We start from the raw sequence: 17130 nt of genomic DNA, 5'->3' as shown, positions 1-17130 counted from the left end.
ACTAATCAAAAGTACTTTTACAATTATTAATAACAATTAAATTATTTATCATGGAAACTAAAAATAAGAAGCAAACTACGACAAAAAAAGCTGCACCAAAACAAACAACAAAAGCAGGAGTAACAAAACCAAAATCAAATGCTGCATCTGGACTTACAGAACTGTTTGAAGATGGATTAAAAGACATTTACTGGGCAGAAAAAGCTTTGACAAAAGCGCTTCCGCTAATGGCAAAAAATGCAACATCTGCAGAACTAATTGATGCGATTACAAACCATTTAACAGAAACTGAAGAACATGTAACCAGATTAGAACAAGTTTTTCAAAGTATTGGTAAAAAAGCAACTGCAAAAAAATGCGATGCAATGGAGGGGTTAATTGAAGAAGGTAAGAGTATCCTTGAAGAAACTGAAGTTGGCGTTGTTCGTGATGCGGGAATTATTGCTGCCAGCCAGAAAATCGAACATTACGAAATTGCGACTTATGGAACTTTAAGACAATTTGCAGAAACACTTGGTCTTACAGAAGCCGCTTCTTTATTAGAATTAACTCTTGACGAAGAAAAAGGCGCAGATAAACTATTGACAGAAGTTGCTGTAAATGCAATTAATGTTGAGGCTGCCGAAGAAGATGAAGCTTAGTTTTCAAAATATCTAAAAAGTGCAGTAATAAAAGCTGCACTTTTTTTCATTTTTTAAAATTTAAATCAAAAAATATTATTCATTATGCCCGAAGGTCCGTCTATCGTAATTCTGAAAGAAGAAACTGAGCAATTTGCAGGCCAAAAAGTGATTTCTGTCTCCGGAAACAGCGCTATTGATTTAGAGCGAATAGAAGGTAAAGTTGTAGAAGCGATTAAAACCTGGGGAAAACATTATTTAATTTGTTTTGATGATTTTACGGTTAAGATTCATTTGCTAATGTTTGGCACTTATCGGATTAATGAAAGAAAAGAAACCGCACCCAGATTAAGTCTCGTTTTCTCAAACGGAGAACTTAATTTTTATACCTGTTCTATTAAAATTTTAGAGGGTGATATCAATCTGCATTATGATTGGGAAGAAGATGTAATGAATATTAAATGGAGTCCCGAAAAAGCAAAACAAAGTCTGGGGAAAATTCCGAACCAAATGATTTGTGATGCCGTTCTGGATCAGAATATATTTTCAGGAGTTGGTAATATTATTAAAAATGAAGTTTTATACCGATGCCATGTTCATCCGGAATCTTTAACAGGGAAAATTCCACACGATAAAATAGTCGAAATAATTGATGAATGCTCAATTTACAGTTTCGAATTTTTAGATTGGAAAAAGAAATTTGAATTGAAAAAACATTGGCTGGCACATACTAAAAAAACTTGTTTGAGATGCGGTCTTCCTTTTATAAAAAAACATACCGGTATAAAAAAACGCCGTAGTTTTTTCTGTACCAACTGTCAACAATTATACATATGAAAAAAGAAATACACATAGGGTGTTCAAGTTATAATAACCGTTTTTGGAAAGGTATCTTTTATCCTGAAGATTTACCAACCAAACATTGGTTCAATTTTTATTGCCGGCATTTTAATACCTATGAAATGAATGGTACTTTTTATAAATTTCCAACCATCAGAATAATGGAAAACTGGTATAAAAAAGCGCCGGATAATTTTCTTTTCTCAGTAAAAGCCCCCAAAGAACTCACGCACATTAAAAAGCTTGTGGATTGCAAAGAGTTAATTACAGAATTTTATAATGTATGCGATGATGGTTTAGAAGAAAAACTGGGTTGTGTTCTTTTTCAGTTTCCTCCAAGTTTTGATTATACCGAAGAAAGACTTCAAACTATTATTAAAGTATTGGATAAAAGCTTTAAAAATGTAGTTGAATTTCGGCATAAAAGCTGGTGGAATCAGGAAGTATGGAATGCTTTTCAACAATACAAGATAACCTTTTGCAGTGTAAGTTATCCAGGATTGCCAGAAGATATTTTAACCGAATTTCCGCTTACTTATGTTCGTTTTCACGGAAATAAAAAACTATTTTATTCGAGTTATTCTTCTGAAGAATTAGAAAATGTAAAAAAGAAAATTGAGGATAAATCAGGTTTCGTTTATTTTAATAACACAGCAAGCGAAGCAGGAATTTTGAATGCTTTGGAGTTTAAAAATATGCAATTAACTGTAAAAAATTAACCGCAAAGTTCGCAAGGATTTAAGCAAGGTTCGTAAAGTTTTTAAGCTTTGCGTAGTGCCCTTTGCGTAAATCCTTGCGAACTTTGCGGTTAAAATTTATGTGTTTGAAAATTACAATTTCAAACTTCCCTCAATTCCGTCATCCATTGTTTTTCCGGTAACAAAAGCGGCGGTCATTTTTGCAATGGCAACCATTTTTCCGTTTTTATTGTTCCAGTAATAACCATCTTCCGGAATTACTTTAATAACGCTCAAATTTGGATCATCCTCGCCGCCTGGCATCCATACTTTTATAATAGGATCATATAATTCGTGAATTATTTCAGGATTGTACAAAATGCTGGCAGTTCCATGTAAGGTTAAAAATTTATCATGCGGTTCAGAAAAAAAGATTTCAACCGTTGGATTTTGTGTAATCTCTGCATTTTGACTGCTGTTTCTGTCAGATAAAAACCAAAGCTGACCCAAATCGTCAATTTTTTGAACAGACATTGGTCGCGATTGTAATTTATTTTCAAGATTATAAGTACACAGCATGCAGGTTTTTATATTTTCTGCAAGATCTTTTATTTTATCTACAGCAAATTCGTTTGTAAGGTCTTTATGATCTCCCATGGCTCTATATTTTAAGTTATTTGTAAAGTTTTTTTAATACTAATTTGACCGTCGTACAATAAGGTATTTTTGAAAAATTATTATTTGTAAAGTTGCTGTTTTTTAGATTTTTAGTTCTTATAGAATTAAAATTATAAGTTATGAGATTTCTATTAAATTGCTTTTTTGTGCGAATTTAAAATCAATTGTTATATTTTATTTATTTGAATTATCTTTTTTATTTGAATTATCTTTGGTCCGTAATTATACCACTTTCACATATATGACAGATTTGACCGTATTTTATACCGATGATGATGAAGATGATTTGAGCATTTTCGCCGATGCTGTTGAATCATTGCCTAAGAAAATTGATCTTTTAACTTATAATGGCGGAGAGAAATTATTAACGGCAATTTATAATCCGCCGCCAACTCCACATGTTGTTTTTTTAGATTTAAATATGCCTGGTAAAAATGGTTTTGATGTTTTGGCAGAACTTAGAAATTCGGAAGATAAAAAAGACATTCCAATTGTTATTTTCTCTACCTCAAATGAGCCTGGTATTATAGAAAAATGCCGTATACTTGGGGCTAATTTTTTTATTACCAAGCCAGTTTTAATGAAAGATATTGTAAAATCTATAGAACATGCTCTGGAAATTGATTGGAAAAACTTCGTTCCTGGACCTAAAAACTTTGTTTATAAATCATAAACACATGGTATAACAGATAAAAAAAACACCAAATTCAAATTGAGTTTGGTGTTTTTTTATTTTATTCCGGTAAGTAAATTTCAAAAGTTGCTCCTTTGCCTTTTTCGCTATGTGCGCGAATTATTCCTTTATGGTTTTCGACGATTTTTTTAACGATGGCTAAACCAATTCCGGTTCCGGAGAATTCACTTTCGGTATTTAATCTCTGGAAAACCTCAAAAATTCGTTCCTTATATTCATCAGCAAAGCCAATTCCGTTGTCAGATATTGTAAGATGATAATACATTTTATCAGGATAATCAACGGGGATTTTTGTTTCGTAACCTTTAATTCTCCTGGCCTTAATTTCAACATACGGATCCTGGCCTTTTTTAGAAAACTTTAAAGCATTCCCGATCAAATTATGCAGTAACTGTCTAAACTGAAAAGGAATAACTGTCGCTTCTCCCAAAGGATTTAAATTAATAATTGCATTGGTTTCTTCAATACGTTCAGAGAAATCACTGATAACTTCTTCGGCAATTTCATCCAGATTCACTTTTACAAAAACCCTGTCGGCCGAATTTGTTCTGGAATAGGTAAGGAGATCCTGAATTAAAGTCTGCATTCTTTTTGCCGAAACTTCTATACGGCCTAAATATGTTTTGGCTTTCGCCGAAATATTCTGTTCATCCAAATCGGAAAGGCGACTGGCAAAAGTTTGTATTTTTCGTAAAGGTTCCTGCAAATCGTGGCTGGAAATGTAGGCAAAGGATTGTAATTCAATATTCATATTAATCAAATCCTTGTTTTTTTGCTCCAATTCGGCCGTACGTTCGTATACTTGTTTTTCGAGATTTTCGGTAAAATTTTTCTGATCCTGAATATCAGTACTTGTTCCAACCCACATTTGTATATTTCCCTGTGTGTCTTTTTGCGGAATTGCGCGGCTTAATTGCCAGCGGTATTTACCATCATAACGACGAAAGCGATGTTCTAATAAAAAGTCTTTTCCGGTAGTAATGGCATCTACCCAAACTTTGATGTTTTCCTGGCGATCATCAGGATGAACAATTTGCAGCCAGCCATTTTTTTCGATGTCTTCACTTTTAAGCCCCGAATAAGAATAAACAGACTGATTGAAATAATTTATATTGCCCAATGCATCACTTGTCCAGATATGCTGTGGCATAGAATCGGCAAGAAGCCTGAATTTCTCTTCGCTTTTCATCAATACCTGATGCGCATTTTTTTCATCGGTAATATCTATAATAGTACCGATCATTTTTGCGGGTTCGCCATCTTCATCAAAAAATATTTTTCCGTGTGCTTTTATCCAGCTAACCGAATGATCGGGTTTGATAATTCTTGATTCATATTTATAAATGCTGGTCGTCAGCGCAACCTCATATGCTTTTTCCAAGATTGGCTTGTCATCAGGATATATCATAGTCAGAATTTCGGCTCTTGTTACCTTTGTTTCCTTTTCAAGACCAAAAAGCGAAGGTAAATTCTCAGAATAAATTAATTCCTGTGTTGGTATATTCAGGTCCCAGGTTACGATTTCGGCAATTTCGGCTGCCAAACGCGCTCTTTCTTCTGCATCTTCAACTTTTTTTCGGGCTTCAACTTTATCTGTAACATCATTAACAGTAACCATTACTCCTGATATCTCGCCATCTTTTTCAAACAAAGGAGTATATTGATAATCAAGGTAAAATCTCTCCAGTTTTCCTTTAATATCTACATAAGCAACAGCTTCTTTTTCTTTTATAATCTTTGCGTTATTTACAACGTCGTCAAGCAGTTCCGGATATTTTTGTTCGGCGAGTTCAGGAAAAACTTCCAGAATTGGTTTTCCAATAGTTTCTTCTTCCGTTTTTTGCCAAATAACATTCATCATCGTGTTATTGGCCATTTCAATAGTGTGATTTTTTCCTCTAAAAATGGCCATCGCAATTGGTGATTGCATAACTAATTTTCTAAAAGCGGCTTCACTTTCAGATATAAAATGACGTGTTTTTACAGTTTCTGTAACTTCATAAGCGGCAACAATAACTCCCGAAATAATATCGTTTTCTTCTTTTAAAGGATGAAAAACCAAATTAAAATAACATAATTCCTGTTTTCCGTAACGGTTTAATGTTACCGAAAATTCATCTGTAAAATAAGGATTTCCGGTTTCAAGAACATTCAAAAGAAGTGGCTGAGCAGTTTCTTTGGCTTCGGGAACAGAATCAAATAAAGGTTTTCCCAGAATATCGTTTTCCTGCTTATCAATAATTTGTAAATAAGTAGGATTGGCCATATCTACAATCAAATCCTGACCTTTTAATATGGAAATTCCAAGCGGAACCTGCTGCACTGTATTCCTAAATCTTCTCTCGCTTTCTTCGATTGTATTTCGTGCAATTACCTGCGACGTGACATCATTGGCGAGAGCTACAATACCAGAAATCGTTCCATCTGGTTCTTTCAAAGCTTCATATACAAAGTTTATATACACATCTTCGACTGTTTCCTTACGGGGAAGCCTGACCAGACGTTCGTGTGCTTCAAATTTTTGTCCGGTTTTGTAAACATTTTCAAGAATAGTTTCTAAGCCTTGCCCTTTAGCCTCCGGAAGTCCTTCAAAAATGGGTTTGTTAACTACTTCATTTTCTTTTCGTCCCCATAATTCGAGCATAAGGGTATTTGCAATTTCAACGATATAATCAGGACCTCTAAAAACACACATTGCACTTGGTGTCTGCAAAATGTTATTGAGATAGCGTGAATTACTTTCTTCTAATTTCCTAACTAATTTTACTTTTTCGGTTGTTTCATTACAAATAACCAAAACACCTGCAGGTTTTCCGGATTCGTTATTTACGGGGCTATAACTAAAAGTCCAGTAAACATCTTCTATTTTTCCGTTACGATATATAGGCAATAATTGGTCTTCATGCCAGGTAGCTTCACCTTCTAAAATAACCTGGTCTATAAGCGGTTTTATAAAATCCCAGATTTCCGGCCAGGAATCTACACCTTTTTGACCTAAAATAGAAGGATGTTTGCCATCATTACCCAAACTTGGCCGATAAGCATCATTATAAAAACAAATATGATCCGGTCCCCAAAATAAAAACATTGGAAATTTTGAATTTAGTAAAAGTCCCAATGTTGTACGCAAACTTTGCGGCCATGTTTCGACTGAACCTGCAGCAGTTTTGCTCCAATCTTTAGCACGGGTTAATGCTCCCATTTCGCCTCCTTTCGAAAGGAAATCCTGATTCATATCTATCATGAAAGTTTATTTTCTTTTTTACTTTAAGTAACCAAGGTCTGTTAATAATGTTCAATAAATATACTAATTTATCAAGAAAACTGCACAATTTTTTAAGTGAATTAGGCAAGTAGTAATTAAAATTTAAATTTTTTAATTGAGATAAAATTTAAATCTTTTGAGTTAAGCATATCTTTTTTTAATGAAGAAATTTGAATAAACAGATTGCTAACATTTAACTAAAAATATCAGGTCATGAAAAAGGAAATGTCAAAACACGAAACAGACTATATAAAGAAATATGAAGAAGAAGGATATACAAGCAATTTTTTGTTCGATAACAATTCTCTAATAGATTCAGAAACAAAACAGGTTTATAAACCTGAAGATATAACTATTGTAGCCCATCACCGTTATGAAGGAATGAGCGATCCGGATGATATGTCGATTTTATACGTTATAGAAACGAAAGATAAAATAAAAGGAACTCATTTAATTGGTTATGGACCAATGGCAGATCTGGAAGAAGCAGAATTCTTTAAAGATATCCCTGAAGAGAATTACGCTCAAAACTCAGATATAAACGAACTGACTTAGACGTTGGACTATTTTATTTTGCAGGAAAGCAGTTATTCGGGATTAATTCCTGAATAGCTGTTTTTTTTATAAGATTAATTGTAGTAGGATGATTTAACCGCAAAGTGTCCAAAGGTTTACGCAAAGACCGCAAAGTTTTTTTATTGTTAGGTTTTTATAAAAATAGCAAAGACCGCAAAGCTTTGCGATCTTATATTGTATAAACACAACTCTTAGTCACTTTGAGAAAACCTTTGCATCTTCTGCGGTAAATTGATTAATCCCAACAGTTTTTAAACGTAAGATATTAATTATGAAAAATCTGCCTGAAATTGTATAATAAATTGGCTGTAGATATGTACGAAATTTGAATATTATAAAACAGGAATGACAAACCTAATAAATAAGTAATAATAAGATTGTACATAAAGAAGTACTAACCAATTTATTAAGCCAAACCAAAATGAAAAAACTTTACTTAAATACAGGAGAATTCAATACAATTTTTAATGATCTTGCCGATAGTTTCGGAGGTGAATTAACCACTAATAATAATGACTACAATTTAGCTATAAAATCAAAGTGGGCAAAAGGAAAAATTACGGGAACTCATTTTGAAAAAGAAATATCATATATGCATTTTGACCTTACGTTTCATAACGAAGTAAGTTTGAGCATAGAATCTTTTCAGGGAGCGCCAATATTTTTTGCTTATTGTGAAGAAGGAAGCCTAACACATAGTTTTGGTGCCAATGGCGAGAAAAAAAGCCTTAAAAAACAACAAACCGGTATTTTAAACAACACATCTACAATCAATAGCGTTTTGTATTTTGAAAGTTTCAAACGCATTCAGTTTTCATTGATCGTGATGCCTTTAGCGGTTACTTTAAAAGAAGAGAGTTTTGAATTGATTTCTCATTTGAAAAAAGTTTTTACAAGCGAATCCGGAAATTATATTTATATCGGACAGCAAAATCCAAAAATTACTCAAAAGCTAAAAGAACTTCATACGATTCCGCAAAAAGGAGCGGTTAGAAGTTTGCTTCAAAGAAGTATTATGAGCACGATTCTGGATCTGGAGATAGCCCAACATAGTTATAACTATGCGACAATGATTGCTCCGTTTATGAATTTGGCGACAAAACAATTTGATGAACTAAAAAGAATTTCGAACATGAATTTTTCTGAAGTTTTATTCTCAATTGGTCTTGGACGCAAAAGTTATTTCCCAAGATTAATAAAAGAGAGATATCATACATTAAACAAACATTATCACCAAAATTCGCTAGCTAAAACAGCCTAATATAACCTTTAACTTGTAAGATCAAAAAACAGCTTTTATATAAGCTGTTTTTTTGTTTATTTATATTTCATTCCTTTAATTTATAAATCGATTCTAAAAGAATTAATGTTAAATTGTATGAAAAAACGTATTTTATTTTAAATATTATTTTTAATTATAAGAATTTTACTATTTTTATAAAAAAATAACATTTAAAATTGAAGTACTTTGACATCAGCAAAATTGTTTCTTTTAGGCATGGAGCGGGAATTACTATGGGTAGACACAAATTATTACAGATATGTAGCAAGAGACGGTTCGCCTAGCAGTAATCTTGAAGGAGGATTGCTTCGGTTAAGTTTTGTTTCACAAGAAAGCGATGATGTTTTTTGGCATAATATAGTCAAAAAAGTCGATAAGGAAACAGAGAGAATGGAAAAAGGAGAAATACATTTTTATAGCAAAGGAAACGAAGATAGTGCAATAAGAAAATATAAATTTAATGATGCTTATTTAGTAGAATTTTCAGAAATATTTCATTCCTGGGGAACAGAAAATATGCAAATTATTTTGACAATTTCACCTGCGATTCAAAATTATGGTTATTCACAAGACTTTGTAAAACATTGGCAGATATCATCGTTACCAACTCAGCCCACTTATTATCAACCCAAACAAGAAACCGAAGACCGTATTATATACATAAACGGACATTTTTATAATAAAGATGGTACTTTTGAAGGTAAAATAAACGAACCTGATTTTGAAGGAAGTGTAGAGGATGTTTATGTTTGTGATGGGAAATCAACCCAAAAAATAAAAATGGAAATGATTTGGTAACTTATAATAATACTAAATTGTTGAAAGAAAACGATGTGAAAATTACTCATGAGAAATTTATAAATTTAGCATCAATAGCATATGGAGAATGTTCATTAGAGTACAATTTAGATGTTAAATTGGAATTATTTGCTATCGCATATGTAAATTTTAAGCATCCAAAAAATGTAGCATATGGAAAAGATAGTGCTGGGGCTATATCATTTAGAAAAAGAGAGAATGAAAAAAGGAATGGTACTGTAATGCAGACAGCGTTAGCAGCAGTTATTAATGCACTTACTGATGGTAAAGATTATAGCAATGGCGCAGATTCATGGGATGGTGTTGACGTATTGACAGGAAGATTTGATGCTAAATGGAAACAAGAAAATCATTTTAGGCAAAGAGTACATGGCAAAAGAAAAGGAATAACCGATCCTAAAAATTTGTCTCAAACTTTTTATAGTAATGTAAAAAAAGCATTAGAAAATAAAATTAGCAATCCAAAAATAAGTGAATCATTGCAAAAAGATTATCAAAATAAACTTGACAATTTAAAAGACCTAATAATTTATAAAGAGGAATACGAAGTTGTAAACAAACAAGACAAACTTAAATACACACCTTGTTTTGAGATATTAGCAACGCATGCCGGAAGCATTTTTTACAAAGAACTAAAATAATTATGAAAAAATATTATATAATATGGTTTGTATTAATTGTAAGCAATTTATTTTCTCAAAATAAAAAGTATGATACAATATTGTTTAAAAATATTAAAATTGATAATCGGGAATTATATTTTGAATATAAAAATTTCAAAGATTTAGAGACAATCTACGGGAAATTGAATAATAATTTAAAAAGAATGAAAACTACGGAAAAGATTCCTTTACATTATAATTCAAAGCTTATCAATTCATTTTCTAATGATGAAGTTTCATTATTAATGACTAAAAATAAGGCTTTTGTGGATTATTTTGATTTTGAATTATCTAAAAAAACTGGAATTATTTATTATAAAAATAAGAAAATCATATTATCTAAAAACCTGACATTATCTCAATTTAAGAAAGTTTTTAAAAACTCATATAAAAATGCATCAGGATTACCAGTGACTCCACTTGAGAGAGCCGCTTTTATATCGGCTTTTATAGTAAACAAAAAAAGGACAGGATATATTAGTTTTACATTTTACGATAGTAAATTAATCTCATTTTTTATTTCTGATTACAAACCTGAGAATTTTTAATCAAGGTAAAAATGTTTCCAAAATAAAAACAATAATTACTGATAGTACTTCTACTGACACTATTTTGGATTCTTATTCTAAAATTAATTTAAGATAAGTTATATCAAATAATGATCACTTAATACAAGCGCCCTGCTCGTGAACAAAAAGAATGGCAGCTATCTAAATAAAACCGCCTACAAATCAATTCAAAAAATATCAACCAAAAAACAATAAATTGAAAATAAAATTCATTTTACTAATACTACTTTTCTGCAGTTGCAAAAACTACACCTTTGAAGGTAATGTTCATGATTATGACACAGATAAACCGCTTAAAAATGTAGAAATTATCATTAACAATAATATAACCCGAACAGACAGTTTAGGATTTTTTAGCTTGAAAATAAATTCAAATTCTGCGAATATAATATTGAAAAAACAAGGTTATGCTACAAAAAAGCTATATCGAAAATCAAATGCTAAAGAAGAAACTCATAATGAGAATCTAAAGAATCCTGCTATTTATTTATACAAACGCGAAAGTGATTTTTATAGCAAAATGAGATAAAGAGGAAACAGTTTTTATAAGCTGTTTTTTATTAGTTAACTTTCTTTTTCATAATAAATAATAAAGTAAACCATTATCAAATTCAGACATAACGAAACACTGTTGGTGATGATAATTGGCATATCATTTTTAAGAATACCATAAACAACCCATACGGCAATTCCGAAAGTTAAAACACTGAAAGTTAAAAGAGAAATTTGTTTTACTTTTTTTGTTTTCCAAACTTTCACGATTTGTGGCACAACGGATATTGTTACACAGATTCCGGCGAAGAGTCCAATAATATCGGTTAAATTCATAAGCCCTTTATTTAAATCTATTTTTTCAGGATAAATTTTTCTATCAAAATTCCAGATTAAATTTAATTCTTCTTTTCTGATAAGCTTAACTTCAATACATAAAAGAATATCTCAATAAATTCTGATTTTATCTTATTTGAATGAAAATAGCTACGTCAAAAGTCGATTTGAGAATTTACAGGATAAATCTAATATCTTATATATCACACTAAAATGGAAATTCTGAAACTCAACATGGGAATTATGAAACTTATTTTAATTACGATAAAAGAGGGAACTTCTTTTTTTTATAAATTTGAAAGTTTGAGCGAATCTTTTTAAAAGAATAATCAACTTTTAAAAAATATAATCAATTTTAATCCGAATTAATTAAAATTTAATTCATAACGTTTTACTCCCCAAATAAAATGATATTAATTGTAGATGATATTCGGGCTAACATAATTGCCTTAAAAAAAACACTTGAACTGCATGATATTGAGGTTGACACAGCAGAGTCTGGAGAAGAAGCTTTAAAGAAAATCCTAAAAACAAATTACTGCCTTATAATAATGGATGTTCAGATGCCCGGACTTGACGGCTTTGAAGTAGTAAAAATTCTTTCCGGAAATAAACGCACCAAAGACATACCGGTTATCTTTTTATCGGCGATAAGCATCGAAAAAAATACATTTTTAAAGGTTACGAAACAGGAGCTGTCGATTATATTACAAAACCTGTTGACACTGATTTATTGATCTTAAAAGTAAAAACTTTCCTTAAAATTTACGATCAGCAAAATCAATTGAAAGTCATGAAAGACTTACTTTCAAAAGAGATTAAAATTCGTAAAGAAGCTCAGGATAATTTAGAAGTTAAAATCAGCGAGAGAACAAAAGAACTAGTTTCTAAAAATGAAGAACTGGAAATGAAGAACCACGAATTGCAGCAATTCGCCTGGGTGGTTTCTCATGATTTAAATGAGCCAATCCGAAAAATTCAGATCTTTATTAAAATTATAAAAGAGCTTTATTTAACCACAGATGCAAAAGGAATTGATTATGTGGACAGAACCATAAAAGCTGCTGAAAGAATGCAAACACTTATTACAGACTTGCTTGCTTACTCGCGACTTTCCTCAAAAGTTAAACCTGAAAAAACAGACTTAAATGTTGTATTACAGGAAGTTCTGTCGGATTTTGATTATTTGATAGAACGTAAATGTGCGGTTATAAAAACAAGCCAGCTGCCAACAATAGACAGTATTCCGAGCCAGTTGCGTCAGGTTTTTCAGAATTTGATTGGAAATGCACTTAAATTCTCCGGAAATGTAGAAATTCCGATTATTGAAATCACTTCTGAATTAATAAAAACGAAAGATTTTGACAGCGAAATTGCTCCTGATGGAAAATTTTGCCGAATTACTGTAACAGATAACGGAATAGGTTTTGACGAAATTTATCTCGACCGCATCTTTATTATCTTTCAAAGTCTTAACGACCGCCAAACTTATGAAGGTACCGGGATTGGTCTGGCCATTGCAAAAAAAATCGTCGATAAACACAACGGATTAATCACCGCAAAAAGTCAATTAGGCAAAGGCGCCAGTTTTATTATCATTCTTCCCCTACAATACGAAAACTAAATCAAATCGGATTACAATTTATGAAAAACAACTTTAAAAGAAATTTACTAATCAGCTCCCTGGTTTCATTACTTGTATTAATGATCAGTTCTACGGCATCGTTTATTAGTATAAAAAACTTATTGAAAAGTAATTTTTGGGTCAACCATACCCAGGATGTTATTTACAACTTAAACCAGGGGTCTTCGTCGCTTACAGATGCCCAAACCAGTATGCGAGGCTATCTGATAACCGGAGACGAACAATTTGTAAACAGATATAATGCATATGAAGCAGAGTCAAATGGTTATTTTGATAAGTTAGATGAACTTACAACTGATAATCCGTCACAGCAAAAAGCTTTATTGCAATTAAAAACCCTTCGATCTAATTTCTTTAAATACTTAAATAATCAAATTGTAAAAAAACGACTAGGGAAAAACAATACTACATTCGACTTAAACGAAGGAAGAGCCATGATGGACGAACTTCGTACTTATTTTAAACGAATTGAGCTGAGCGAGCAAGCCCTTTTAAAAGAGCGCAACCAAACTTCAGAACGTTATGGAACGTATAGTACCATTTTAATTATTGTGGCTTTTATTATTGCATTTTTGATTTCGATCGTGTTTTTAATCAGAATTTTAAAAGATTACAACGAACGTTCTGAGCTTCAGAGAGAATTAGAACAAAAAGATATAGAAACTGCTCAAAGGATTGAAGCAATCAGTTCTATAGCATCAAATATTTCAAATGGTAATTACGATATTCGTGTAGACGATACAAAAGCAGATGCATTGGGAAGCGTTGGAGAATCTCTTAATAGCATGAGTGGTGCGCTAAAACAATCTTTTAGTTTATTATCAGAAAAAGAGTGGATACAAAGTGGTGTTGCAGGTCTTAATAATGTCATGCTAGGTGATAAATCGTTGAAAGAACTCGCAAAAGATGTTATCGAATATTTGTGTCATTATACAAACAGCAGTGCCGGTGTTTTTTATGTTATAGAAGGTGATGAACTTGCTTTTACGGCAGGGTACAGTTATATTCCGACAAAAAGCAGAGAAACGATTCAAAAAGGCGATGGCCTGTTAGGTCAGTCGATTATTTCGGGCGAGCTTTTAGAATTAAGAACTATTTCTTCAGATTTTATTCATATAAATTATGCTTTGGGCGAAATAAAACCAACGCATATTGTGGCAGTTCCGTTGATCGATAACAGGGTAGAAGGAGCATTGGAACTGGCGAGTATTTATGGTTTTTCTGAATTGCATTTAGAATTCCTTAGAACCATAGCAAATAATATTGGTATTTCCATCAAATCAACGCAAAACCGTAAACGTGTTATGGAGTTGTTAGAAGAAACCCAATCACAATCAGAAGAATTACGTGTTCAGCATAGTGAATTAGAAGCAATTAACGCCGAATTAGAAGCACAAACAGAAAAACTGCAGGCATCTGAAGAAGAACTTCGTGTGCAACAGGAAGAACTGGAGCAAACCAACGAGGAACTTTCAGAAAGAAGTGTTTTATTGGAAGAAAGAAACAACGAAATTCAAAAGAAATCAGAAGCATTGGAACTAACCACTCGTTATAAATCAGAGTTTTTGGCAAATATGTCGCACGAATTAAGAACACCTTTAAATTCTATTTTACTTTTAAGCCGATTATTATCTGAAAATAATGGCAAAGGCATGAATAGTGAAGAAATTGAATTTGCAAAAGTGATTCAGAGTTCAGGGAACAGCTTACTTGGTTTAATTGATGAAATTTTGGATTTATCTAAAATCGAAGCCGGAAAAATGGAGCTTGAATTTTTAGATGTTTCTACTAAAGAAATTACAGATACACTTTCCAGTTTATTTTCTCAGGTTGCCAAAGAGAAAGGAATCAAATTCGAAATTATGTCTAAAGATGCTCCAATTGTCATTAAAACAGACAAAATGAGATTAGAGCAAATCCTGAAAAACTTAATTTCAAATGCTATTAAATTTACAGATAAAGGTTCTGTAAGTGTCGAAATAAAAATAAACGATGACGATGATAAAGTAATCTGTTTCATTGTAAAAGATACAGGAATCGGAATTCCGTTAGAAAAGCAACCGTTAATTTTTGAAGCTTTCCAACAAGCAGACGGTTCTACAAAACGTAAATATGGAGGAACAGGCCTAGGATTATCCATTAGTAGAGAATTGGCAAAATTACTTAGAGGAGAAATTATTCTGCATAGTAAAGAAGGCGAAGGAAGCTCGTTTACTTTATGTTTACCCGTTTACGGAACAATCAGCAAAAAAATAATTGTTGATAAAGCGCCGCCGCCAATGGAAATTTCTACAGTTGAAACTGAAGAATTGAAAAAGATAAAAAATAAATATTTGTCTGCCGTAATTCCTGATGAAATTGAAGATGACAGAGATATAATTACCGAAGAAGATAAAGTTATTTTGATTGTAGAAGATGACATCAATTTTGCACAATCACTTTTGGCATTTAGCAGAAAAAATGGATATAAAGTTGTAGTTGCAGTTCGCGGGGATTACGCTCTAAATTTTGCCTTAATGTATAAACCGGTAGGTATTTTATTGGATATCGAATTGCCAATAAAAAGTGGTTGGGAAGTTTTGGAAGAATTAAAAAACAACATTCAAACCAAACACATTCCCGTACATATCATGTCATCGCACAAACTAAAACAGGAAAGTTTGCTTAAAGGGGCTGTTGATTTTCTTGACAAACCAGTTGCTTTTGATAGAATTCCGGAGGTTTTCATGCGTATCGAACATATTATTACCAAAGAATCCCAAAAGGTTTTAATTATCGAAGACAACCCTAAACATGCCAAGGCATTAGCTTATTTCTTAGAAAGTTATAATATTAATTCTGAGATAAAAAGTGAAGTTTCTGAAGGTTTAAAAGCATTGAATAAAACAGAAGTTGATTGTGTGATTCTCGATATGGGAATTCCGGATAAACAAGCTTATCAAATTTTAGATGGCGTTAAAAAAAGCCCGGGATTAGAAAATCTTCCCGTAATTGTGTTTACAGGAAAAAGCCTTTCGCTTAAAGAAGAAGTAAAAATTAAAAAATATGCTGATTCTATTATCGTAAAAACAGCACATTCTTACCAAAGAATGCTCGATGAGGTTTCGTTGTTTTTACATTTAGTAGAAGAAAATAAAGGACAAAACGGCAAAAAAGAAAGCTACAAAAAACTAAATTTACTAAACAATATTTTACATGATAAAAAAGTATTGATCGTAGATGATGATGTTCGTAATATTTATTCATTAACAAAAGCGCTCGAAGTCTTTAAAATGAATGTAATTACGGCATTCGATGGTAATGACGCAATAAAGGTATTAGAAGAAAATCCCGATACTGATATTGTTTTGCTCGACATGATGATGCCAAATATGGACGGTTATGAGACTGCCGAAAAAATAAGAACAATTCCTAAATTCCTGACCTTGCCATTAATCGCCGTAACAGCAAAAGCAATGACAGGCGACAGAGAAAAGTGCATAAAGGCAGGAGCATCAGATTATATTACAAAACCTGTAGATATAGATCAGTTATTGTCGCTATTGCGTGTGTGGTTATACGATAAAATTTAATGCATAATTGCTGAAGAGATATGGAGAAAAAACGACTCTTGATTATTGATGACGATTCAAGAAATATATTTGCTTTGGTAAACGTTTTGCGTGCCAAATCATTTGATTGTTTGTCTAGTTTAAGTGCCGAAGAGGCAATACGATTATTAAACACAGACGAACACATCGACGCTATTTTAATCGACATGATGATGCCCGAAATGGATGGCTATGAGGCAATTCCGATTATAAAAAATATTCCGTCACGAAAAAACACATTAGTTGTTGCCGTTACAGCCCAGGCTATGACAGGCGACAGAGAAAAATGCCTTGAAGCAGGCGCAGATGATTATGTTTCAAAGCCTATAGACGTAGATAAATTGATGAACGTTTTAAGTAAAATTTAAAATTGTTATGATAGAAG

Annotated in this window: 17 protein-coding genes; 14 read left to right on the top strand and 3 right to left on the bottom strand. The window is 32.1% G+C overall.

Annotation, left to right across the window (positions count from 1 at the left end; translation table 11 throughout):
• Positions 1–50 precede the first annotated feature (50 nt).
• From ACZZZT_RS18005 to ACZZZT_RS17995, 3 genes are all read left to right on the top strand, one after another.
• Positions 51–641, top strand: a complete 591-nt coding sequence (locus ACZZZT_RS18005; RefSeq protein ID WP_463461423.1) for a YciE/YciF ferroxidase family protein — start codon at positions 51–53, stop codon at positions 639–641.
• An 84-nt stretch (positions 642–725) separates the two neighbouring features.
• Positions 726–1457 (top strand): DNA-formamidopyrimidine glycosylase family protein, encoded by a 732-nt coding sequence (locus ACZZZT_RS18000; protein WP_463461422.1) that lies wholly within the window; start codon positions 726–728, stop codon positions 1455–1457.
• Positions 1454–2179 carry a DUF72 domain-containing protein gene (locus ACZZZT_RS17995; protein ID WP_463461421.1) on the top strand — a complete coding sequence of 242 codons (726 nt, stop codon included), beginning with the start codon at positions 1454–1456 and terminating at the stop codon, positions 2177–2179. Before ACZZZT_RS18000 ends, ACZZZT_RS17995 begins: the two co-directional genes overlap by 4 nt.
• A gap of 111 nt (positions 2180–2290) precedes the next feature.
• On the opposite strand, the gene ACZZZT_RS17990 is transcribed toward ACZZZT_RS17995, so the two are convergent.
• On the bottom strand, positions 2291–2794 hold the full coding sequence (locus tag ACZZZT_RS17990; protein ID WP_042564447.1) for a pyridoxamine 5'-phosphate oxidase family protein: 504 nt from the start codon (positions 2792–2794) through the stop codon (positions 2291–2293).
• Between the two features lie 262 nt (positions 2795–3056).
• Between ACZZZT_RS17990 and ACZZZT_RS17985 the strand changes: the two genes are divergently transcribed.
• Positions 3057–3488 (top strand): response regulator, encoded by a 432-nt coding sequence (locus ACZZZT_RS17985; RefSeq protein ID WP_463461420.1) that lies wholly within the window; start codon positions 3057–3059, stop codon positions 3486–3488.
• A gap of 61 nt (positions 3489–3549) precedes the next feature.
• Here the strand turns inward: ACZZZT_RS17985 and ACZZZT_RS17980 are convergent, their stop codons facing one another.
• A complete protein-coding gene (locus ACZZZT_RS17980) occupies positions 3550–6753 on the bottom strand; it encodes a PAS domain-containing protein (protein WP_463461419.1) in 3204 nt (1067 codons plus the stop codon).
• Positions 6754–6987: 234 nt separating this feature from the next.
• On the opposite strand from ACZZZT_RS17980, the gene ACZZZT_RS17975 reads away from it, so the two are divergent.
• From ACZZZT_RS17975 to ACZZZT_RS17950, 6 genes are all read left to right on the top strand, one after another.
• Positions 6988–7329: a hypothetical protein gene (locus ACZZZT_RS17975; RefSeq protein ID WP_042564450.1), complete on the top strand. Its 342-nt coding sequence runs from the start codon at positions 6988–6990 to the stop codon at positions 7327–7329.
• 442 nt (positions 7330–7771) lie between these two features.
• Positions 7772–8611, top strand: a complete 840-nt coding sequence (locus ACZZZT_RS17970; RefSeq protein WP_463461418.1) for a hypothetical protein — start codon at positions 7772–7774, stop codon at positions 8609–8611.
• Positions 8612–8818: 207 nt separating this feature from the next.
• Positions 8819–9430, top strand: a complete 612-nt coding sequence (gene tssD, locus ACZZZT_RS17965; RefSeq protein ID WP_463461417.1) for a type VI secretion system tube protein TssD — start codon at positions 8819–8821, stop codon at positions 9428–9430.
• 20 nt (positions 9431–9450) lie between these two features.
• Positions 9451–10092, top strand: coding sequence for a hypothetical protein (locus tag ACZZZT_RS17960; protein ID WP_463461416.1), 642 nt, complete (start codon positions 9451–9453; stop codon positions 10090–10092).
• Between the two features lie 2 nt (positions 10093–10094).
• A complete protein-coding gene (locus tag ACZZZT_RS17955; protein ID WP_042564453.1) occupies positions 10095–10661 on the top strand; it encodes a hypothetical protein in 567 nt (188 codons plus the stop codon).
• A gap of 217 nt (positions 10662–10878) precedes the next feature.
• Positions 10879–11211, top strand: coding sequence for a hypothetical protein (locus ACZZZT_RS17950; RefSeq protein ID WP_463461415.1), 333 nt, complete (start codon positions 10879–10881; stop codon positions 11209–11211).
• Between the two features lie 35 nt (positions 11212–11246).
• Here the strand turns inward: ACZZZT_RS17950 and ACZZZT_RS17945 are convergent, their stop codons facing one another.
• Positions 11247–11510 carry a SemiSWEET family sugar transporter gene (locus tag ACZZZT_RS17945; RefSeq protein ID WP_463461414.1) on the bottom strand — a complete coding sequence of 88 codons (264 nt, stop codon included), beginning with the start codon at positions 11508–11510 and terminating at the stop codon, positions 11247–11249.
• A gap of 407 nt (positions 11511–11917) precedes the next feature.
• Between ACZZZT_RS17945 and ACZZZT_RS17940 the strand changes: the two genes are divergently transcribed.
• From ACZZZT_RS17940 to ACZZZT_RS17925, 4 genes are read left to right on the top strand one after another with little or no spacing between them, the layout of a single operon-like run.
• Entirely contained in the window at positions 11918–12247 is a 330-nt protein-coding gene (locus ACZZZT_RS17940; protein WP_463461413.1) for a response regulator, read from the top strand.
• A 56-nt stretch (positions 12248–12303) separates the two neighbouring features.
• Positions 12304–13134 (top strand): sensor histidine kinase, encoded by an 831-nt coding sequence (locus tag ACZZZT_RS17935; protein WP_463461412.1) that lies wholly within the window; start codon positions 12304–12306, stop codon positions 13132–13134.
• A gap of 20 nt (positions 13135–13154) precedes the next feature.
• On the top strand, positions 13155–16727 hold the full coding sequence (locus ACZZZT_RS17930; protein WP_463461411.1) for a response regulator: 3573 nt from the start codon (positions 13155–13157) through the stop codon (positions 16725–16727).
• 20 nt (positions 16728–16747) lie between these two features.
• Positions 16748–17113 (top strand): response regulator, encoded by a 366-nt coding sequence (locus ACZZZT_RS17925; RefSeq protein ID WP_463461410.1) that lies wholly within the window; start codon positions 16748–16750, stop codon positions 17111–17113.
• Positions 17114–17130 lie beyond the last annotated feature (17 nt).

The organism is Flavobacterium sp. AC274 (assembly GCF_979258275.1).
This window is presented reverse-complemented; position numbering and strand designations above follow the sequence as displayed.